The sequence below is a fragment of the Mangrovibacter phragmitis genome (assembly GCF_001655675.1).
GTDB lineage: Bacteria > Pseudomonadota > Gammaproteobacteria > Enterobacterales > Enterobacteriaceae > Mangrovibacter > Mangrovibacter phragmitis.
Map to the genome: position 1 here is coordinate 40,690 of NZ_LYRP01000022.1, position 20,687 is coordinate 61,376.

General features: G+C 52.0%; 18 protein-coding genes and 3 tRNA genes. 18 read left to right on the forward strand and 3 right to left on the reverse strand.

Going from position 1 to position 20,687, the window contains the following annotated elements; translation table 11 throughout:
- Positions 1 to 19: 19 nt before the first annotated feature.
- Both asd and rsgA read right to left on the reverse strand, forming a co-directional pair.
- Positions 20 to 949, reverse strand: a complete 930-nt coding sequence (asd, locus tag A9B99_RS13305) for an archaetidylserine decarboxylase (RefSeq protein ID WP_064598232.1) — start codon at positions 947 to 949, stop codon at positions 20 to 22.
- Between the two features lie 101 nt (positions 950 to 1,050).
- Positions 1,051 to 2,106, reverse strand: coding sequence for a small ribosomal subunit biogenesis GTPase RsgA (gene rsgA, locus A9B99_RS13310; protein WP_064598234.1), 1,056 nt, complete (start codon positions 2,104 to 2,106; stop codon positions 1,051 to 1,053).
- A 110-nt stretch (positions 2,107 to 2,216) separates the two neighbouring features.
- On the opposite strand from rsgA, the gene orn reads away from it, so the two are divergent.
- The 4 genes from orn (at position 2,217) to A9B99_RS13330 (ending at position 3,228) form a co-directional block, all read left to right on the forward strand.
- Positions 2,217 to 2,762: an oligoribonuclease gene (orn, locus tag A9B99_RS13315; RefSeq protein WP_064598236.1), complete on the forward strand. Its 546-nt coding sequence runs from the start codon at positions 2,217 to 2,219 to the stop codon at positions 2,760 to 2,762.
- A 169-nt stretch (positions 2,763 to 2,931) separates the two neighbouring features.
- Positions 2,932 to 3,007, forward strand: a tRNA-Gly gene (locus A9B99_RS13320).
- A gap of 35 nt (positions 3,008 to 3,042) precedes the next feature.
- Positions 3,043 to 3,118: transfer RNA gene (locus A9B99_RS13325), tRNA-Gly, on the forward strand.
- A gap of 34 nt (positions 3,119 to 3,152) precedes the next feature.
- Positions 3,153 to 3,228: transfer RNA gene (locus A9B99_RS13330), tRNA-Gly, on the forward strand.
- A gap of 266 nt (positions 3,229 to 3,494) precedes the next feature.
- On the opposite strand, the gene queG is transcribed toward A9B99_RS13330, so the two are convergent.
- Complete coding sequence (queG, locus tag A9B99_RS13335) at positions 3,495 to 4,634, reverse strand: tRNA epoxyqueuosine(34) reductase QueG (protein WP_064598237.1); 1,140 nt, start codon at positions 4,632 to 4,634, stop codon at positions 3,495 to 3,497.
- Here queG and nnr point away from each other — a divergent pair.
- The 14 genes from nnr (at position 4,633) to rlmB (ending at position 20,609) form a co-directional block, all read left to right on the forward strand.
- The gene (nnr, locus tag A9B99_RS13340) at positions 4,633 to 6,153 is read left to right on the forward strand and encodes a bifunctional ADP-dependent NAD(P)H-hydrate dehydratase/NAD(P)H-hydrate epimerase (protein ID WP_064598239.1); all 1,521 of its coding nucleotides are present in this window, start codon (positions 4,633 to 4,635) and stop codon (positions 6,151 to 6,153) included. The genes queG and nnr overlap by 2 nt on opposite strands.
- On the forward strand, positions 6,150 to 6,611 hold the full coding sequence (tsaE, locus tag A9B99_RS13345; RefSeq protein WP_064598241.1) for a tRNA (adenosine(37)-N6)-threonylcarbamoyltransferase complex ATPase subunit type 1 TsaE: 462 nt from the start codon (positions 6,150 to 6,152) through the stop codon (positions 6,609 to 6,611). Before nnr ends, tsaE begins: the two co-directional genes overlap by 4 nt.
- A gap of 13 nt (positions 6,612 to 6,624) precedes the next feature.
- Positions 6,625 to 7,950, forward strand: coding sequence for an N-acetylmuramoyl-L-alanine amidase AmiB (amiB, locus tag A9B99_RS13350; protein ID WP_064598243.1), 1,326 nt, complete (start codon positions 6,625 to 6,627; stop codon positions 7,948 to 7,950).
- 9 nt (positions 7,951 to 7,959) lie between these two features.
- Positions 7,960 to 9,972, forward strand: a complete 2,013-nt coding sequence (gene mutL / locus A9B99_RS13355) for a DNA mismatch repair endonuclease MutL (protein ID WP_064598246.1) — start codon at positions 7,960 to 7,962, stop codon at positions 9,970 to 9,972.
- Positions 9,965 to 10,915 carry a tRNA (adenosine(37)-N6)-dimethylallyltransferase MiaA gene (gene miaA, locus A9B99_RS13360; protein ID WP_064598248.1) on the forward strand — a complete coding sequence of 317 codons (951 nt, stop codon included), beginning with the start codon at positions 9,965 to 9,967 and terminating at the stop codon, positions 10,913 to 10,915. The genes mutL and miaA overlap by 8 nt, the downstream gene beginning before the upstream one ends.
- A 99-nt stretch (positions 10,916 to 11,014) precedes the next feature.
- Positions 11,015 to 11,323 carry an RNA chaperone Hfq gene (gene hfq / locus A9B99_RS13365; protein ID WP_064598250.1) on the forward strand — a complete coding sequence of 103 codons (309 nt, stop codon included), beginning with the start codon at positions 11,015 to 11,017 and terminating at the stop codon, positions 11,321 to 11,323.
- Positions 11,324 to 11,397: 74 nt separating this feature from the next.
- Positions 11,398 to 12,678, forward strand: a complete 1,281-nt coding sequence (gene hflX, locus A9B99_RS13370; protein WP_064598252.1) for a ribosome rescue GTPase HflX — start codon at positions 11,398 to 11,400, stop codon at positions 12,676 to 12,678.
- Between the two features lie 68 nt (positions 12,679 to 12,746).
- Complete coding sequence (gene hflK, locus A9B99_RS13375; RefSeq protein ID WP_064598254.1) at positions 12,747 to 13,997, forward strand: FtsH protease activity modulator HflK; 1,251 nt, start codon at positions 12,747 to 12,749, stop codon at positions 13,995 to 13,997.
- Positions 13,998 to 13,999: 2 nt separating this feature from the next.
- Entirely contained in the window at positions 14,000 to 15,001 is a 1,002-nt protein-coding gene (hflC, locus tag A9B99_RS13380; protein WP_064598255.1) for a protease modulator HflC, read from the forward strand.
- Between the two features lie 68 nt (positions 15,002 to 15,069).
- On the forward strand, positions 15,070 to 15,267 hold the full coding sequence (locus A9B99_RS13385) for a DUF2065 domain-containing protein (RefSeq protein ID WP_064598257.1): 198 nt from the start codon (positions 15,070 to 15,072) through the stop codon (positions 15,265 to 15,267).
- Between the two features lie 102 nt (positions 15,268 to 15,369).
- Positions 15,370 to 16,668, forward strand: a complete 1,299-nt coding sequence (purA, locus tag A9B99_RS13390; protein ID WP_064598259.1) for an adenylosuccinate synthase — start codon at positions 15,370 to 15,372, stop codon at positions 16,666 to 16,668.
- Positions 16,669 to 16,874: 206 nt separating this feature from the next.
- A complete protein-coding gene (nsrR, locus tag A9B99_RS13395) occupies positions 16,875 to 17,300 on the forward strand; it encodes a nitric oxide-sensing transcriptional repressor NsrR (RefSeq protein WP_064598977.1) in 426 nt (141 codons plus the stop codon).
- 39 nt (positions 17,301 to 17,339) lie between these two features.
- A complete protein-coding gene (gene rnr, locus A9B99_RS13400) occupies positions 17,340 to 19,772 on the forward strand; it encodes a ribonuclease R (RefSeq protein WP_064598979.1) in 2,433 nt (810 codons plus the stop codon).
- Between the two features lie 102 nt (positions 19,773 to 19,874).
- On the forward strand, positions 19,875 to 20,609 hold the full coding sequence (gene rlmB, locus A9B99_RS13405; RefSeq protein WP_064598261.1) for a 23S rRNA (guanosine(2251)-2'-O)-methyltransferase RlmB: 735 nt from the start codon (positions 19,875 to 19,877) through the stop codon (positions 20,607 to 20,609).
- The last annotated feature ends 78 nt before the right edge of the window (positions 20,610 to 20,687 follow it).

Below are 20,687 nucleotides of genomic sequence, written 5' to 3' on the forward strand. Positions count from 1 at the left end.
TTGCGTACTCGTCAGTTAGTTAACTGTCTTCAGCTGCGGGTTGAACCTGTTCGGTTGCCAGGTTGTCGCCCTGTTCAGCATGAGGGATATTCCCCCAGGCCAGCGTATTGCCAAGGCGGGTGGTCAGCAATGGCTTGAGCTGTTCATCCAGTGTGACTTTACCCGGAGCAAACAGATTAATCACGGTTGACCCCAGTTTAAAACGGCCCATTTCCTGGCCTTTAAGTAGTGCAATAGCGTCTTCATGGCTGCCATCAGGCCAGGTCCAGCGCTTGATGATCCCTTCCCGTGGCGGAGTGACGGTACCAGCCCATACAGTTTCAATACTGCCAACAATAGTTGCGCCCACCATAATCTGTGCCATCGGGCCAAATTCTGTATCAAACAGGCAAATAACCCGTTCGTTACGGGCAAACAGGTTAGGTACATTTTGCGCGGTTAACGGATTAACGGAGAACAGGTCGCCCGGCACGTAAATCATTTCCCGCAGTATACCGTTACAGGGCATATGCACCCGGTGGTAATCGCGCGGAGAGAGGTACGTGGTGACGAAACTGCCGTTACGAAACAGCGCCGCCATGTTGTAGTTACCTGCCAGCAACGCTTCAAGGGTGTAATCATGGCCTTTGGCCTGCAGCAGTTTATCATCTTCGATAGCTCCGCACTGGCTGACCGCGCCATCAGCTGGCATCACCAGCGCATTTGGGTCGGTGTTAAGGCGACGCGCATCTTCCCGTAAAGGGCGCACGAAGAATTCGTTGAAGGTAGGGTAACTGGCGGTATCCGGCTTTTGCGCTTCTTTCATGTCAACTTTGTAGCATTTAACGAACGCATCAATCACCAGTTTGGTCAGCCAGCCTGCACGTTTGTTTGCTCCCCAGCCCGCCAGCCGGGTCAGCCACAATTTGGGCAGAATGTATTGAAGTGAAAGTTTAATGTTATTTAGCAAGTTAGCCTCCAGGCCGTTGTATTGCTTTTCCTTGCCCGGTATCTCGTGTTACCCGGGCCTGTATACAGGGCGACGAATTTTAACGGCAGCCTGCCTGGTTGTCAGTTATCGGTTTCTGAAAAATTCTTACGGGTTTTGACTTGCGCCATGCTTTCCAGAATACGGTGATAGTTTTCAAAACGAGTTTCAGCTATTTCACCTCGTTCAACGGCAGCGCGCAGCGCACAACCGGGATCATTGTTATGGCTGCAGTCACGGTATTTACAGGTGCCCAGATAATCACGGAATTCGACAAAACCCTGAGTGATTTGTTCCGCTTCCAGGTGCCACAGACCAAATTCACGGACGCCTGGGGAGTCAATGACATCACCACCATGGGGGAAGTGATAAAGGCGCGCGGCGGTGGTGGTGTGCTGCCCAAGGCCGGAAACATCGGAAACGTTGTTGGTCAGAATTTTTTCTTCATCCAGCCCTAACAGCGCATTCAGCAGGCTGGATTTCCCCACACCAGACTGGCCGGCAAAGATACTGATACGGCCAGTCAGTAGCGTTTCCAGCTCTTCCAGACCCTGGTGAGCATGGCTGGACACCATCAGCACGCGGTAACCAATATTGCGGTAAATATCCATTTGCTCGTTTACGAAAGCCAGTGCGTCTTCATCCAGCAAATCGGTTTTATTAAGCACCAGCAGTGGTTCAACGTCCAGGATTTCGCAGGCAACCAGATAGCGGTCAATAATATTCAGAGAGAGCTCCGGCAAAATTGCGGAGACGATCACAATTTGGTCAATATTGGCGGCGATGGGTTTTATCCCGTCATAATAATCAGGCCGGGTGAGTACCGATGTGCGTTCGTGCACTGCCTCGACAATGCCGTTGACCATCACGCCTTCAGCCGCTGGTTTGCCCGGACGCCAGACAACACGGTCGCCAGTCACCAGAGATTTGATGGTACGGCGAATGTTGCAGCGGTGAATCTCGCTGTCGAAAGATTCAACGTCAGCGTGCATACCGAAACGGCTGATAACGACACCTTCTTGTGGCTCGCCAAACAGCGTATCGTCGTAATCAGTTTTCTCCGTAGGTGTCTTCAGCCTGCGCTGGTGGTTCGCTTTGACGCGGCGTTGTTGGCCTTTGGAGAGTTTATTTTTACTCAATCGTGGTGGCTCCTGGTCGCCCACAATGGGCAAAACCTCTATGATACACGCTATTTTATACGAAATAACCGATTGTCAGTGCGCCAACAGGCGAAAAGGACAGAAAAAGCATGAGTGCAAAAGAAAATAACCTGATTTGGATTGATCTGGAAATGACAGGTCTGGACCCGGAACGTGACCGCATTATTGAGATTGCCACGCTGGTGACCGATGCTGATTTGAATATTCTGGCTGAGGGCCCGGTGATTGCTGTTCACCAGTCTGATGAACAACTGGCCCTGATGGATGACTGGAATGTGCGTACCCACACGGCCAGTGGCCTGGTTGAGCGTGTCAAAGCCAGCCAGATGGATGACAACGCCGCCCAGCAGGCGACACTGGAATTTTTGCGTGAATGGGTGCCTGCCAATACTTCGCCTATTTGCGGTAACAGTATCGGCCAGGATCGCCGTTTTTTATTCAAATACATGCCGGAGCTTGAAGCCTATTTTCACTACCGCTATCTGGATGTCAGCACGCTGAAAGAGCTGGCGCGCCGCTGGAAACCAGAAATTCTCAGTGGATTTAAGAAGAAAGGGTCACACCAGGCGCTGGATGATATTCGTGAATCCGTGGCGGAACTGGCCTGGTACCGTGAGAATTTTATCAAGTTGTAACAAGCCGGATGAGGGCAAGCCCCTCATCCGCCGGGAAAATCACCATTTTGTTGAATAAATCATCATTCAAACAAAAAGCACGAAATTTTCTCATTCAGGGCTTGCGGTAAATGCGAATTCTCGTATAATGCGCCTCCCGTGACGATGCTGTTTTGCAGAGTTGCACAGGGCGGGAATAGCTCAGTTGGTAGAGCACGACCTTGCCAAGGTCGGGGTCGCGAGTTCGAGTCTCGTTTCCCGCTCCAAAAATTTGACAGGCCGTCAGGCCAGCACCACCCAAGCGGGAATAGCTCAGTTGGTAGAGCACGACCTTGCCAAGGTCGGGGTCGCGAGTTCGAGTCTCGTTTCCCGCTCCAAAATTTGACAGGCCATCAGGCCAGCACCACCCAAGCGGGAATAGCTCAGTTGGTAGAGCACGACCTTGCCAAGGTCGGGGTCGCGAGTTCGAGTCTCGTTTCCCGCTCCAAATTTTCTCACTAATACTCTCCACAGCATTAAAGTGCTGCATGGTGCTTTTTTATTGCCTTCAGAAAAGTTGTGAACAAACTTATCCACAGGTTGATAAAAAAATCACTGCCCCGGTTTATTTCGGTTTTTTATGATGTGAAACCATGTAACGTATTGATTATAAAATAATTTAAATATATTGATAAATGTTATCTGGATCACTTGACGATTTTTTTACTGTTGAATGACAACCAGTTTTTTTTCTTATGAACAGGCTGTGGATACTTACGCATCCCGTGACAATCCTTTTTCAATTGCCCTGACCAGGCGTTGTTGTTGTGCTGAAGAAACGGTCACACTCAACGCTTCCCGCTTCGCCAATTGTTGCGCAATCGCCCATTCAATGTGTTCATCCAGAAGTGGGTGCTCACCTTTGCGTTGCTCCAGTGCATCAAGCACGCTGCTTTCCCAGGGCGCATTCCCCAGTGCAACTGCTATATTTCTCAGCCAGCGCAGATGCCCTATGCGCCGAATTGCCGACCCTTCGGTCACTTTAAGGAAGTGCGTTTCATCCCAGGCAAATAACGCCAGGAGTTCCGGCGTATGTAATGCTTTGCGGGGAGAAAAATCGGCTTCGTCAGTCAGTTGTGAAAAACGGTTCCACGGACAAATTAACTGGCAATCATCACAACCGTAAATGCGGTTACCCATCAGGGGGCGCAATTCCTCAGGAATGGCGCCTTCAAGCTCAATGGTGAGGTAGGAGATACAGCGCCGTGCATCCACGGTATAAGGCGCGACAATCGCCTGGGTTGGGCAAATGGTCATACAGGCAACACAGCGCCCACAGCCTTCTTCAACAGGCTTATCAACGGGCAGTGGGATATCCACCAGTAACTCACCGAGAAAGAAGAATGAGCCGGCTTCTTTGTTGAGGATAAGTGAGTGCTTACCTGTCCAGCCTAACCCGGCTTTTTCAGCCAGAGGACGTTCAAGAAGAGGCGCTGAATCCACGAACGGTCTAAAATTCAGTTCAGTACAGTGTTCACGAATGCGCTCACCGAGTTGCTTCAGGCGCTGGCGCAGCAACTTGTGATAATCGCGCCCCAGTGCATAACGGCTGACATAACCAAGCTGTGGGTTTTTCAGCGTACTGGCAAAAGCGGCACCCGTGGGGAGATAATTCATGCGTACACTAATAACCCGCAATGTTCCGGGCAATAATTCATGGGGGCGTGCGCGCATCATTCCATGGCGTGCCATCCACTCCATTTCTCCGTGATACTGTTTGTCGAGCCATTCCTGGAGCGCGGGTTCACTGGCGCTCAGGTCTGTATCGCAAATACCGACCTGCTGGAACCCCAGTTCCTTGCCCCACTGTTTAATTTTTTGCACTAATTCATCAAGAACGAAGGGCTGAGACATGACGGACCATTACCTGAACAGAAACTCTGCAAGTATACCACAGTCAGTCTGGTCCGCAGACTGGTTGCGTAAGGCTGAAGCCCGGGCTGCGGCAGCATCGGGTGTTACATTGTATGAACTGATGCAACGGGCGGGGGAGGCTGCATTTGCTGTCGCCCGCAGCGCTTTTCCCGCAAGCCACCACTGGCTGGTGTTATGCGGCCACGGTAACAACGGTGGCGACGGCTATGTGGTTGCCCATTGTGCGCAGGCCGCTGGTATTCAGGTTACTGTACTGGCAGTTGAGAGCGCTAAACCCTTGCCGGATGAAGCGCAGGCCGCACGTAGCGCATGGCTGGCGGCGGGTGGGCATATTTCCCCGCTTACCTCTGCCTGGCCGCAGAAGGTTGACCTGATTGTCGATGGGTTGCTGGGAACGGGTATTCGCCAGGCTCCCAGGGAAAACCTTGCCGTAGTCATCGATCAGATAAACCAGCATCCGGCTCCGGTATTGGCTCTGGATGTGCCATCGGGCCTGAATGCCAATACTGGCACAACGCCGGGGGCGGTAGTCTCAGCCAACCATACAGTAACGTTTATCGCCCTGAAAACCGGTCTGCTGACCGGGAAAGCCCGCGATGTGGTGGGGCAACTGCATTACCATGCTCTGGGGCTGGAGGGCTGGCTGGCGGAACAGGATGCGCCAGTGAAACGTTTTGATCAGGGTGACCTGAAACGCTGGTTGCATCCGCGTAAAGCGACATCCCATAAAGGGAACCATGGCCGCCTGGTAGTGATTGGCGGCGACACCGGTACTGCCGGGGCGATTCGTATGGCTGGTGAAGCGGCGCTACGTGCTGGAGCTGGTTTGGTCAGGGTGCTGACACGCCCGGAAAATGCCCCTGCGTTATTGACTGCCCGCCCGGAACTGATGGTTCAGGCTCTGACGCCTGAATCGCTCGATGAGAGCCTGCGCTGGGCAGATGTGGTGGTGATTGGTCCGGGGCTGGGCCAGCAGGCCTGGGGGCGGGATGCTCTTGAACGCGTAAAGCATTCGGCTAAACCGATGTTATGGGATGCGGATGCACTGAACCTTCTGGCAATAAATCCCATAACAGGTGACAATCGCGTGATGACGCCGCATCCTGGCGAAGCCGCGCGTTTGCTGGGATGTTCTGTTGCTGAAATTGAAAGTGATCGCTTACTTTCCGCGCGACGTTTGGTTGAGCAATATGGTGGGTGCGTGGTGCTGAAAGGTGCGGGCACTGTTATTACCACTGCAACCCACCAGGCTATTATTGACGTGGGCAATCCAGGCATGGCAAGTGGCGGAATGGGGGATGTGTTGTCTGGTATTATAGGGGCGTTGTTAGCCCAGCACCTTCCGCTATTTGATGCTGCCTGCGCGGGTTGTGTGGCGCACGGTGCTGCTGCCGATAGTTTGGCGGCACGTTATGGCACACGCGGTATGCTGGCAATGGATCTATTGTCTGCGCTGTATTCATTTGTTAACCCTGAAATTGAATTGATGAAATCATGACAAATTGTGTTATCCCACTGGCCGATGAACAGGCAACGATTCACCTTGGCGAACGTCTGGCAAAAGCCTGCCAGGGGGCGACGGTAATTTATTTATATGGTGATTTGGGGGCCGGTAAAACAACGTTCAGCCGGGGCTTCTTGCAGGCGCTGGGGCATAAAGGCAATGTGAAAAGCCCAACTTACACCCTGGTCGAACCTTATGAACTGGGCGATTTGATGGTGTATCACTTTGATTTATACCGTCTTGCAGACCCGGAAGAACTCGAATTTATGGGCATTCGTGATTACTTTACCCGTGATGCGATTTGCCTGGTTGAATGGCCGCAGCAGGGTACTGGTGTGCTACCCGAGCCTGATGTAGAAGTTCATTTATCCTGGCAAGGAGAAGGTCGTGAAGCGGTTGTCACCCCTGTCTCTGACACAGGAACGGCTTTGGTGGCCCGTCTGGCTCATTAACAAGGAAGATTGCATGTCTGTTCGGGGAATCATGTGGCTGTTAGCCACCACTGTGTTGATGTTATGTTTGCCTGTCCGCGCGGCGACCGTTGCGGATATTCAGGTATCGAATGGCGCTGAACAGGCCAGAATTACATTTTTGTTTATGGGTGACCCGCAGTACCGGTTCTCCCAGTCCTCTCCCCGAACGGTGTTACTTGATATTCAACAAAGTGGTGTGATTCAGGGCCTGCCACTGGTATTCAGTGGCAACAACCTGGTACATCAAATTCGCTCCACTTCGTCTGGTGATCCGCAAACACTGCGCCTGGCGGTGGATTTAACCGAAAAAGGGACGGTTCGTGCCAGCAAACAGCCCCGGGGTGCTCAGGTTGCTGTGGTCTTTACCATTGATGCCGTGAAACCACCGCCAGCACCACCTGTAGCTGTAACGCCAGTTGTTAAACCAACGCTCTCAACCCGCCCTCCGATTACTGCCAGCGCGTCACAGAGTGGTCGCAATCCTTTTCACAGTGATGAACCGAATGTCACCGGGGTGGTGAGCGCCCGCACACCGCCTCAACCAGTGAAAAGCCGCCCGCCAGCTGGTGGCAGCCAGGTGGTTGTGGCGATTGACGCAGGCCATGGAGGGCAGGACCCGGGGGCGATTGGCGCAGGTGGCACTCGCGAGAAAAACGTCACGTTATCTGTGGCCCGAAAACTGCGTACCTTACTGAATAATGACCCGATGTTTAAAGGTGTGTTGACCCGCGATGGGGATTATTTCATTTCGGTGATGGGGCGTTCAGAAGTGGCCCGTAAGCAGAATGCTAACTTGCTGGTTTCCATTCATGCCGACGCCGCACCAAACCGTGAAGCCACTGGTGCTTCCGTTTGGGTGCTGTCCAACCGTCGTGCAGACAGCGAAATGGCTGGCTGGCTGGAGCAACATGAAAAGCAGTCTGAGTTGCTGGGGGGCGCGGGAGATGTGCTGGCAAACCAGGTTGATCCTTACCTGAGCCAGGCGGTACTGGATTTACAGTTTGGTCACTCGCAGCGAGTTGGTTATGATGTTGCTACTTATGTGATTCGCCAGTTGAATAACATTGGTGATTTACACAAGCGCCATCCAGAGCATGCCAGCCTTGGTGTGCTGCGTTCTCCGGATATCCCTTCATTGCTGGTGGAAACCGGGTTTATCAGTAATAGCCGCGAAGAGCAGTTACTGGCGAGTGATGACTACCAGCAAAAAATTGCCAATGCAATTTACCAGGGGCTGAGAAACTATTTCATTGCTAATCCGTTGCAGGCATCACCCGGTGGTAAAACAAGCGGTATGATTAGCCGCAATTCACAGTAAGGAGAGGCTATGCCGATTCAGGTACTACCACCACAACTGGCAAACCAGATAGCCGCTGGCGAGGTGGTTGAACGCCCGGCATCGGTCGTGAAAGAGCTGGTTGAAAATAGCCTGGATGCGGGTGCAACACGTATTGATATTGATATTGAACGCGGTGGCGCAAAGTTGATTCGCATACGTGATAACGGTAGCGGCATTAGCAAAGATGAACTGGCACTGGCTTTATCGCGCCATGCAACCAGTAAAATTGCCTCACTGGACGACCTGGAAGCCATTATGAGCCTTGGTTTTCGTGGAGAGGCGCTTGCCAGTATCAGCTCAGTTTCGCGGTTAACTCTGACTTCCCGTACTGCAGACCAGCAGGAAGCCTGGCAGGCTTATGCGGAAGGTCGCGAAATGGCAGTCACAGTTAAACCCGCCGCTCACCCTCAGGGAACTACGCTGGAAGTGCTTGATTTGTTTTATAACACCCCAGCAAGGCGTAAGTTTATGCGCACGGAAAAAACCGAATTCGCGCATATTGATGAAATCATCCGTCGTATCGCGCTTGCCCGCTTTGATGTCACAATTAATTTGTCCCATAACGGCAAAATGGTGCGCCAGTACCGGGCAGTGAAAGCGGGGGCACAAGAAGAACGGCGGCTGGGCGCCATTTGTGGCACTGCCTTTATGGAGCACGCGCTGGCGATTGAATGGCAGCACGGTGAGTTAGGGCTTAAAGGCTGGGTGGTGGCACCAGACAGCCACAACCTGGCAAATTCTGATATCCAGTACAGCTACGTTAATGGCCGCATGATGCGTGATAAATTAATTAATCATGCCATTCGCCAGGCCTGCGAGGACCGACTGGGGCAGGATCAGTTGCCGGCGTATGTCCTGTATCTTACCGTTGACCCGCATCAGGTGGATGTGAATGTTCACCCGGCGAAACACGAAGTGCGTTTTCACCAGTCGCGCCTGGTGCACGATTTTATTTATCAGGGTGTATTGAGTGTCTTCCAGCAATATCAGGAAAACCCATTAGGGCTGAATAGCACACTTGCTGATGCCTCCGCATCCAGTGCATGGCAGCCGGAAAACCGTACCGCCTCAGGGGAAAACCAGTTCGCCCGCGCCAGTTCAGTGCCGGAAAGCCGGGGAGGGGCCGTACATGAAACCTCTGGCGGGAATTATGCCGCGCACCAATACAATGAACGTTTCACTGGAGGTGTCTCTTCCGGGCGGTTATCTGGTGCGGAAAACGACACTGGTGGAAGTGTGTCTTCTGGAAGTGGGCGTGCTTCAGACACCGGCCATTCCGGCTCAGGTGGGCAGATACCGCACAATAATAGTTGGCCTAATGCTGTGCCGGGCTATCAGAAGAAACAAGGCGCGTTATATCAAAAACTGCTGGAGACACCGCAGGTGCCTTGTGCAACCGGACAACCCGCTGAGGCACCGGCTGATAACCACACATTGTCTGCTCGTGAACAAAGCCTGGGGCGTGCGCTGACTGTGGTCGCACCGGATATGGTGTTGCTTGAGCGGCGCTCAGGTATCTGCCTGATGGCATTGCCTGTTGCACAGCGCTGGTTACGGCGTGCGCAACTTATGCCGGGGCAGGGAAAAGCCTGTGCGCAACCGTTGTTGATACCAGTACGGCTGAAACTGGATGCCGGGGAACGGGCAACCCTGAAACAGCAGCAAGAAAAACTGCAAAATTTAGGGATAATCTTAGACATTGACGCGCAATTTGTGACTGCGCGCGCAGTGCCTTTACCCTTGAGGCAACAAAATTTACAAAACTTGATTCCTGACCTGATAGGCTACCTGGCCGGACAAAAAGAATGTGATGCAGCGCAAATTGCGCACTGGCTGGCAGGAAAGCTGGAAAGTGAACCTCATGAGTGGTCCCTTTCTCAGGCGATTACACTCCTGACAGAACTGGAGCGCCTTTGCCCACAGTTGGTGGTGTCCCCGCCAGGTGGTCTGTTACAACCTATTGATTTGAAACCGGCGATAAGCGCTCTGAAACATGACTGAAGTGAGTAAGCAAAACCTGCCAACGGCAATTTTTTTGATGGGGCCAACCGCCTCCGGTAAAACAGCACTGGCAATCACATTACGGCGTTTTTTACCCGTAGAGTTGATTAGTGTTGACTCTGCCCTGATATATAAGGGAATGGATGTCGGTACGGCAAAACCGGATGCACAAGAACTGGCACAGGCACCTCACCGGTTATTGAATATTCTGGATCCTGCGCAGGCGTATTCCGCAGCAGATTTTCGCCGCGATGCTTTGGCGGAGATGGCATCTGTCACAGCAGCCGGAAAAATTCCGTTGTTGGTTGGTGGAACAATGCTTTATTTCAAAGCATTACTGGAAGGGTTGTCTCCTTTGCCCTCCGCGGATCCAGTAATAAGAGCACAGATTGAGCAGCAGGCACAGGCACAAGGATGGGATGCTTTACACAGGCAATTGCAGGCAATAGATCCTGTTTCTGCCGGGCGTATTCATCCGAATGATCCCCAAAGACTTTCCCGGGCACTGGAAGTTTTTTTTATTTCGGGTAAAACTTTAACTGAGTTGACGCAAACGTCAGGGGAAGCTCTGCCTTATCAGGTGCATCAGTTCGCCATCGCCCCGGCGAGCCGTGAACTGCTCCATCAACGTATTGAGCAGCGGTTTCATCAGATGTTGGCTTCGGGATTTGAAGCAGAAGTGCGGGCGCTTTTTGCCCGCGGCGATTTGCATACGGATATGCCTTCCATTCGTTGTGTGGGGTATCGCCAGATGTGGTCTTATCTGGCGGGGGAGTGCACCTGGGACGAAATGGTTTATCGCGGTATTTGCGCCACGAGGCAGTTAGCCAAGCGGCAAATGACCTGGTTGCGGGGCTGGGAAGGTATTCACTGGCTTGACAGTGATAACCCTGAACAAGCCTGCAATGAAGTATTACAGGTAGTTGGTGCGAAGGCTGACTGAATGTGTACAATTGAACCGCATCGTGCGCGAGATTTTACGTCTTTTTATGAGCCTGAGGGTTCTTTAGTACAAACAACAAGCATATAAGGAAAAGATAGAATGGCTAAGGGGCAATCTTTGCAAGATCCGTTTCTGAACGCATTGCGTCGGGAACGTGTTCCAGTTTCTATTTATTTGGTGAATGGTATTAAGCTGCAAGGTCAAATTGAGTCTTTTGACCAGTTTGTGATTCTGTTGAAAAACACAGTTAGCCAAATGGTTTATAAGCACGCGATTTCTACTGTTGTTCCGTCACGCCCTGTTTCTCATCACAACAATCCGGGCACTACGGGTACCAATAGTAATTTCCATCACGGTGGTAATGCGCAAGGCGCAGGATCACAGCAGGACAGTGACAGCGCTGAATAAGTTGCTGGCTGTTAATCCACGCCGGGGAACCAGGTTAACTGTGTTCCCCGCTGGTATTTTGAGAGGTTTAACGCTTGTTTGACCGTTATGACGCCGGTGAGCAGGCGGTGCTGGTACACATCTATTTTTCGCAAGACAAAGACATGGAAGATCTCCAGGAGTTTGAATCTCTGGTTTCTTCAGCAGGTGTCGACGCTTTGCAGGTGATTACTGGTACCCGTAAGGCGCCGCACCCGAAGTATTTTGTTGGTGAAGGTAAGGCTGAAGAGATTGCTGATGCAGTGAAAGCCACTGGGGCATCAGTTGTTCTTTTCGACCATGCATTAAGCCCTGCTCAGGAACGCAATCTTGAGCGTTTATGCGAATGTCGGGTTATCGACAGGACCGGACTCATTCTGGATATATTTGCCCAGCGTGCGCGTACACATGAAGGGAAATTGCAGGTGGAACTGGCGCAGTTGCGTCACCTTGCTACCCGTCTGGTACGTGGCTGGACCCACCTTGAACGCCAAAAAGGGGGGATAGGCCTGCGCGGCCCGGGTGAAACGCAGTTGGAAACGGACAGACGTTTGTTGCGTAACCGTATATCCCAAATTTTATCGCGCCTTGAACGTGTTGAGAAACAACGTGAGCAAGGCCGGCGGGCGCGAACCCGCGCGGATGTTCCCACCGTTTCGCTGGTGGGCTATACCAACGCCGGGAAATCCACACTATTCAACAGCCTGACGACTGCGGAAGTTTATGCAGCCGATCAGCTCTTCGCGACACTCGATCCTACCTTGCGCCGTATTGATGTGGCGGATGTGGGTGAAACTGTGCTGGCGGATACCGTTGGGTTTATTCGCCATTTACCGCATGACCTGGTGGCGGCGTTTAAAGCCACGTTGCAGGAAACGCGCCAGGCAACACTGTTACTGCATGTTATTGATGCATCAGATGTCAGAGTGCAGGAGAACATCGAAGCCGTAAATGCGGTACTTGATGAAATTGATGCACTGGAAATCCCTACGCTGCTGGTGATGAACAAAATCGATTGCCTGGACGGTTTTGCGCCACGTATCGACAGGGATGAAAATGATGTACCTGTTCGTGTCTGGCTTTCTGCGCAGACAGGAGAAGGTATACCACTGCTTTTCCAGGCTTTAACGGAACGTTTGTCGGGGGAGATTGCGTTGCATACGTTACGTTTACCTCCTCAGGCCGGGCGTTTGAGAAGCCGGTTTTATCAGCTTCAGGCGATAGAAAAAGAGTGGATGGAGGACGATGGCAGCATGGGCCTGCAGGTGCGTTTGCCTGTGGTTGACTGGCGTCGCCTTTGTAAACAAGAGCCTGCGTTGGTGGATTACATCACCTGATGCAGGTATGCCCTGAAGACATTTCCCCTGCGGGGGATATCACCGCATAACAAGTATGGAGCATAAACATGGCGTGGAATCAGCCCGGTAATAACGGACAGGACCGCGACCCGTGGGGCAGCAGCAATAATCAAGGCGGCAACTCTGGGGGAAGCAAAGGAGGGCGGGATCAGGGGCCACCTGATCTGGATGATATCTTCCGTAAACTGAGTAAAAAGCTCGGTGGGTTTGGCGGCGGTAGTGGCTCAGGCAATACACCGCAAGGTTCGCGTAGTCCTGTGGGCGGGCGCGTCATTGGTATTGTTGTTGTCGCTGCCGTGATAATTTGGGCTGCCAGCGGTTTCTATACTATCAAAGAAGCGGAACGTGGGGTTGTTACCCGCTTCGGAAAATTCAGTCACCTGGTGGAGCCGGGTCTGAACTGGAAACCGACTTTCATTGATGAGGTCAGGCCAGTTAACGTTGAATCAGTACGTGAACTGGCGGCGTCCGGCATCATGCTGACAGCCGATGAAAACGTTGTGCGTGTAGAAATGAACGTGCAGTACCGGGTAACCGACCCTGAAAAATATTTGTTCAGTGTGACCAGCCCGGACGACAGTCTGCGCCAGGCGACAGATAGCGCGCTGCGCGGTGTTATCGGCAAATATACGATGGATAAAATTCTGACAGAAGGCCGTACGCTGATTCGTGCCGATACCCAACGCGAACTGGAAGAAACCATCAAGCCTTACAACATGGGGATTACGCTGCTGGATGTGAACTTCCAGACCGCGCGTCCACCAGAAGAAGTAAAAGCCGCGTTTGACGATGCGATTGCCGCGCGTGAAAACGAACAGCAGTACATCCGTGAAGCAGAAGCTTATGCGAATGAAGTTCAGCCGCGTGCGAATGGTCAGGCACAGCGTATTCTGGAAGAAGCTCGTGCTTATAAAGCCCAGACTGTTCTGGAAGCGCAAGGTGAAGTGGCTCGCTTTGCTGAGTTGCTGCCGCAATACAAAGCGGCCCCGGAAATTACCCGTGAGCGTCTGTATATCGAGACCATGGAAAAAGTACTGAGCCACACGCGCAAAGTACTGGTAAACGATAATGGCAATAAATTGATGGTGTTGCCGCTTGACCAATTGATGAAGGGGGCATCCTCCTCTGATGCAAAGCCGGAAAGCAGTAGTAGCACCGGTCAATTGTTACATCTTCCGCCTGTCTCTGGCTCCGGTGGCAGTGCTGCCAGCAAATCGTCATCCAGCCAGGGCGATATCATGGACCAGCGCCGTGCGGATGCGCAGCGTAACGACTACCAGCGCCGTGGAGGGGAGTAACAATGCGTAAATCGTTGATTGGAATTATTATTGTTGTTCTGGTTGTCATGTACACCTCGTTGTTTACGGTGAAAGAAGGCGAACGTGGCATTGTCCTGCGCTTCGGGAAAGTGTTGCGTGATAACGACAACAAGCCTGAGGTTTTCGAACCGGGGCTGCATTTTAAACTGCCGTTTATCACTACCGTAAAAACGCTGGATGCACGTATCCAGACGATGGATAACCAGGCAGACCGCTTCGTTACCAAAGAGAAAAAAGACCTGATTGTTGATTCCTATATCAAATGGCGGATCAGCGATTTCAGCCGCTACTATCTGGCAACAGGTGGTGGGGATGTTTCTCAGGCAGAAGTGTTGTTAAAACGTAAGTTCAGTGACCGTCTGCGTTCTGAAATTGGCCGTTTGGATGTAAAAGACATCGTAACGGATTCCCGTGGGCGTTTAACGCTGGAAGTGCGTGACGCGCTGAACTCCGGTTCTGCCGGCTCAGACGACGAAGTGGCCACGCCAGCTGCTGACGATGCCATTGCAACGGCGGCAGCCCGTGTGGAGCAGGAAACGAATGGCAAAGTTGCGGCGGTGAACCCGAACAGTATGGCGGCGCTGGGGATTGAAGTGGTTGATGTCCGCATCAAACAAATCAACCTGCCAGCAGAAGTCTCTGAAGCGATTTACAACCGTATGCGTGCTGAGCGTGAAGCTGTCGCCCGTCGTCACCGTTCTCAGGGCCAGGAAGAAGCAGAGAAATTGCGTGCTGCTGCCGACTATGAAGTGACGCGTACTCTGGCTGAGGCGCAACGTCAGGCACTGATTGAACGTGGGGAAGGGGATGCTCAGGCAGCGAAACTGTTTGCTGATGCATTCGGTAAGGACCCGGATTTCTTCGCCTTTATTCGTAGCCTCAAGGCATATCAAAGCAGCTTTGGCGGTAACGATGTAATGGTAATGAGCCCGGACAGTGACTTCTTCCGCTACATGAAGACACCAACAGGTAATTCACGCTAAGATAGCGCACATGTTTTGTTAAAGAGCCGGTTTAATCCGGCTCTTTTTTTGTCCGTGGAAAATGAAAAATGAACACAACAATCTGGATGGCAGTCGCACTGGTATTGGTACTGGAAGGGATTGGTCCAATGATATATCCCGGAGCCTGGCGCAAAATGGTACAGAGTTTGTCGCAATTACCTGACCATTTGTTACGCCGTTTTGGTGGCGGTCTTGTGGTTGCAGGTATCGTTGTCTACTACATGTTGACGAAAACGATTAACTGAGCAAAAATTCGGCAAAAAACTCAAAATCTGTATACAAAAAGTGCTGAACATCGGGAGATCCGGTGGTAGAATCCATTTTTAAGCAAACGGTGATTTTGAAAAATGGGTAACAACGTCGTCGTACTGGGCACCCAATGGGGTGACGAAGGTAAAGGGAAGATCGTCGATCTTCTGACCGAACGAGCTAAATATGTTGTACGCTATCAGGGCGGTCACAACGCAGGTCATACTCTCGTAATCAACGGTGAAAAAACCGTTCTTCATCTTATTCCTTCAGGTATTCTTCGCGAAAATGTCGTTAGCATTATCGGCAACGGCGTAGTGCTGTCTCCTTCCGCGTTGATGAAAGAGATGAAAGAGCTGGAAGACCGTGGTGTTCCGGTACGTGAACGTCTGTTGTTGTCTGAAGCTTGTCCGCTTATCCTGGATTATCATGTGGCTCTGGACAACGCGCGTGAAAAAGCGCGTGGTGCAAAAGCAATTGGTACCACCGGGCGTGGTATCGGCCCTGCCTATGAAGATAAAGTTGCTCGCCGTGGTTTGCGTGTTGGCGACTTGTTCGATAAAGCGGTCTTTGCTGAAAAACTGAAAGAAGTGATGGAATATCACAACTTCCAGTTAGTGAACTACTACAAAGTTGAAGCGGTTGATTACCAGAAAGTTCTGGATGACGTCATGGCTATCGCCGACATCCTGACTGCCATGGTGGTTGACGTTTCTGACTTGCTGGATAAAGCCCGTCTGCGTGGCGAGCACATCATGTTTGAAGGTGCTCAGGGTACGTTACTGGATATCGACCACGGTACTTATCCGTATGTCACCTCTTCCAATACCACTGCTGGCGGCGTGGCAACGGGTTCAGGCCTTGGCCCGCGTTACGTTGATTACGTACTGGGTATTATCAAAGCTTATTCTACCCGTGTGGGCGCAGGTCCGTTCCCGACAGAGCTGTTCGATGATGTAGGCGAATACCTGTGCAAACAAGGTAATGAATATGGTGCAACCACTGGCCGTCGCCGTCGTACTGGCTGGCTGGACACCGTAGCGGTTCGCCGTGCTGTACAGATCAACTCCCTGTCTGGTTTCTGCCTGACCAAACTGGATGTGCTGGATGGTCTGGATGAAGTGAAACTGTGTGTTGCTTACCGTATGCCAGATGGCCGTGAAGTAACGGTAACGCCAATGGCCGCCGATGACTGGGCAGGTATTGAACCTGTTTACGAATCTATGCCTGGCTGGTCTCAAAGCACCTTTGGTGTGAAGGACCGCAGCCTGTTGCCGCAAGCAGCACTGAACTACATTCAGCGCATTGAAGAACTGACGGGTGTACCGGTAGATATCATCTCTACCGGGCCGGATCGTACTGAAACCATGATCCTGCGCGACCCTTACGACGCCTAATCGTCCCCGGGCAGAAAGGCTCCTTTCTGCCCTGTTCATTTTCTGTTGGGTTCAAAACGCCAAAAAACACATCAAAAACAGGATAAACCCTGCCTTTTTTGCACCTTTTCCTAAATAAATTAGCGGCCTGGCTGGTGGCTGGTTTATCATCAATACAAATCCCCTGCCAGGGGAGTAAGCCCTTTGTGCAGCTATCTGAGGTTGATGTGCAGTTAACAAGTTTTACTGACTATGGTTTACGCGCGCTGATTTATCTGGCGGCATTGCCTAAAGACAGGATGACCAGTATCTCCGAAGTGACACAGATTTATGGTGTGTCGCGTAATCATATGGTCAAAATTATTAACCAGCTTAGCCGGGCCGGTTATGTCGATGCTGTTCGGGGTAAAAATGGCGGTATTCGCCTGGGTAAACCGGCTGAAAGCATTCGTATTGGCGATGTCGTTCGGGCGCTTGAACCGTTGCAACTGGTTAACTGTAGCGGTGAGTTTTGCCATATCACTCCGGCTTGCCGGCTCAGGCAAGTGCTGGCACAAGGTGTGCAGCATTTTCTTCAGGAGCTTGATAACCACACCCTGGCAGAAATGGTGGATGCAAACCCACCGCTTTATCAATTACTACAGGTGGAATAAATGCCTGAACTGCCCGAGGATGACAACGGAGGAACCGATATGTCACAAGATCCTTTCCAGGAACGCGAAGCAGAGAAATATGCCAATCCTATTCCCAGCAGGGAGTTTATTCTTGATCATCTGTCAAAGCAGGAAAAACCTGCTAATCGTGAAGAACTGGCAAAAGCATTAGGGATTGAAGGCGAAGAGCAAACTGAAGCATTGCGCCGCCGCCTGCGTGCTATGGAGCGTGACGGCCAACTGGTCTTCACCCGCCGGCAGTGCTATGCCTTACCGGAACGCCTGGACCTGGTGAAAGGCACCGTTATGGGGCACCGCGATGGTTACGGTTTTTTGCGGGTTGAAGGCCGGGCAGATGATCTTTACCTGTCCTCTGAACAAATGAAAGCCTGCATCCACGGTGATGTAGTGCTCGCACAGCCACTCGGCGCAGACCGCCGTGGCCGTAGGGAAGCCCGTATCGTGCGGGTTCTGGTACCAAAAACCAGTCAAATTGTTGGTCGTTATTTTATTGATGCAGGGGTTGGGTTTGTTGTCCCGGATGACAGTCGCCTGAGCTTTGACATTCTTATTCCACCGGAAGAGATCATGGGTGCCCGGATGGGTTTTATGGTGGTGGTGGAACTGACCCAACGCCCCACCCGGCGTACTAAAGCAATAGGGAAAATTGTTGAAGTACTCGGTGAAAATATGGGTACTGGCATGGCAGTGGATATCGCGCTGCGTACTCATGAAATTCCTTATGTATGGCCCCAGGCGGTTGAAGAGCAGATTGCCGGGCTGAAAGAAGAGGTGCCCGAATCTGCCAAAGCCGGGCGTGTCGATTTACGTGACTTACCCCTGGTCACCATTGATGGTGAAGATGCCCGCGACTTTGATGATGCTGTATACTGTGAGAAAAAACGCGGTGGTGGCTGGCGTTTGTGGGTAGCGATTGCGGATGTCAGTTACTATGTTCGTCCTTATACCGCGCTGGATAAAGAAGCCCATAACCGTGGTACATCGGTTTACTTCCCTTCCCAGGTAGTGCCAATGCTGCCGGAAGTGCTCTCAAATGGGTTGTGCTCACTGAACCCACAAGTAGACCGCCTGTGTATGGTTTGTGAGATGACCATATCTTCGAAAGGGAAGCTGAGCGGGTTCCAGTTCTACGAAGCGGTAATGAGCTCCCATGCGCGCCTGACTTACACCAAGGTGTGGCATATTCTGCAAGGTGATGAAGAACTGCGTGAGCACTACCGCCCGCTAGTGAAACACCTGGAAGAATTGCATAACCTGTACAAAGTACTGGACAGCGCACGAGCAGAGCGTGGCGGGATCTCGTTTGAAAGTGAAGAAGCTAAATTTATCTTTAATGCGGAACGCCGCATTGAACGTATCGAGCAAACTCAGCGTAACGATGCCCACAAGCTGATTGAAGAGTGCATGATTCTGGCGAATATCTCCGCAGCCCGTTTTGTGGAGAAAAGCAAAGAGCCGGCACTGTTCCGTATTCATGATCGCCCCAGCACAGAGGCGATTACCTCTTTCCGTTCAGTGCTGTCAGAACTGGGGTTAAGCCTGCCGGGAGGGGATAAGCCTGAACCGGCAGATTACTCCGCATTGTTGGCATCTATTGCAGACAGGCCTGATCATGAAATGCTGCAAACTATGCTGCTGCGCTCCATGAAACAAGCAGTGTACGACCCGGAAAACCGTGGGCACTTTGGCCTGGCGCTGCAATCTTATGCGCACTTCACATCGCCGATTCGCCGTTACCCGGACTTATCTTTACACCGGGCAATCAAATATTTGCTCGCCCGTCAGAACGGGGAGACCGGTACCAGCACTCCAGGTGGCGGCTGGCACTATGGCACGGAGGAGATGATTCAGCTTGGTCTGCACTGCTCCATGACCGAGCGCCGTGCCGACGAAGCAACCCGCGATGTGGCAGACTGGCTGAAATGTGACTTCATGCAAGACCAGGTCGGTCAAACCTTTGGCGGCGTGATTTCCAGTGTGACCGGCTTCGGTTTCTTTGTGCGCCTTGATGACTTATTTATTGACGGCCTGGTGCATGTCTCGTCACTGGATAATGACTACTATCGTTTCGACCAGATAGGCCAGCGGCTGATTGGTGAGTCAGGTGGTCAGACTTATCGCCTGGGTGACCGTGTGCAGGTACGGGTTGAAGGGGTCAACATGGATGAACGCAAAATCGATTTTGCGTTGATTTCCAGTGAGCGCAAAGTGCGCGGTGCCGGAAAAACCGCACGGGAGAAAAGTAAAAAAGATGCTGCCAGCACCCGGCCTCCAAGGCGGCGCCAGGGCGATAAACGTGTGAATTTCGAGCCAGATAGCGAGTTCCGCAGTGAAAAGCCGAAAAAGTCACGCGCACAAAAGAACAAAAAAGCGAAAAAACCTTCGGAAAAAACACGTAAAATTGCAGAAGCAACTAAAGCGAAGCGTGCGGCGAAGAAAAAAGCGCAATAGCGCAGCCTACGGCTGATAAACTAACAGCAGGCTCCGTCCAACCGGGCGGAGCTTTGTTTTTTGACTGTAACCCGGGCGCAGTGCCCAGAGTGAGTACCATACATGAGTGAAATGATTTACGGCATTCATGCCGTGCAGGCCTTACTGGACAGAGCACCGGAGCGCTTTCAGGAAGTGTTTATCCTGAAAGGCCGCGAAGACAAGCGTCTGTTACCTCTGATTCATTCCCTTGAATCATTGGGGATAGTTATCCAAATGGCGAACCGCCAGTGGCTGGATGATAAGTCCGAAGGCGCTGTCCATCAGGGGATCATTGCTCGTGTTAAGCCTGGCAGGCAGTACCAGGAAAATGATCTGCCTGACCTTATCGCTCAGTATGAACAACCGTTCTTACTGGTGCTGGATGGGGTAACTGATCCCCATAACCTGGGTGCCTGCCTGCGTAGTGCCGATGCCGCCGGGGTTCATGCGGTTATTGTGCCGAAAGACCGTTCTGCGCAACTTAACGCGACAGCCAAAAAAGTGGCTTGTGGCGCAGCAGAAAGTGTGCCGATGATTCGGGTCACTAACCTCGCCCGCACTCTGCGTTTACTGAAAGACGAAAACGTCTGGATTGTGGGTACGGCAGGTGAGGCGGACCATACGCTGTATCAAAGCAAAATGACCGGCCCGATGGCGCTGGTTATGGGGGCGGAAGGCGAAGGCATGCGCCGTCTCACCCGCGAACATTGTGATGAGCTTATCAGCATTCCTATGGCGGGTACGGTTTCTTCCCTGAATGTGTCTGTAGCTACAGGTGTTTGCCTGTTTGAAGCGGTGCGCCAGCGGAGTAAATAAAGTAATCTGGACAGGGTGCACGCTTTGTGACGTTGTTCGATGATAAACCGCCAGCGCAGTCCATACTTTATGTAATGG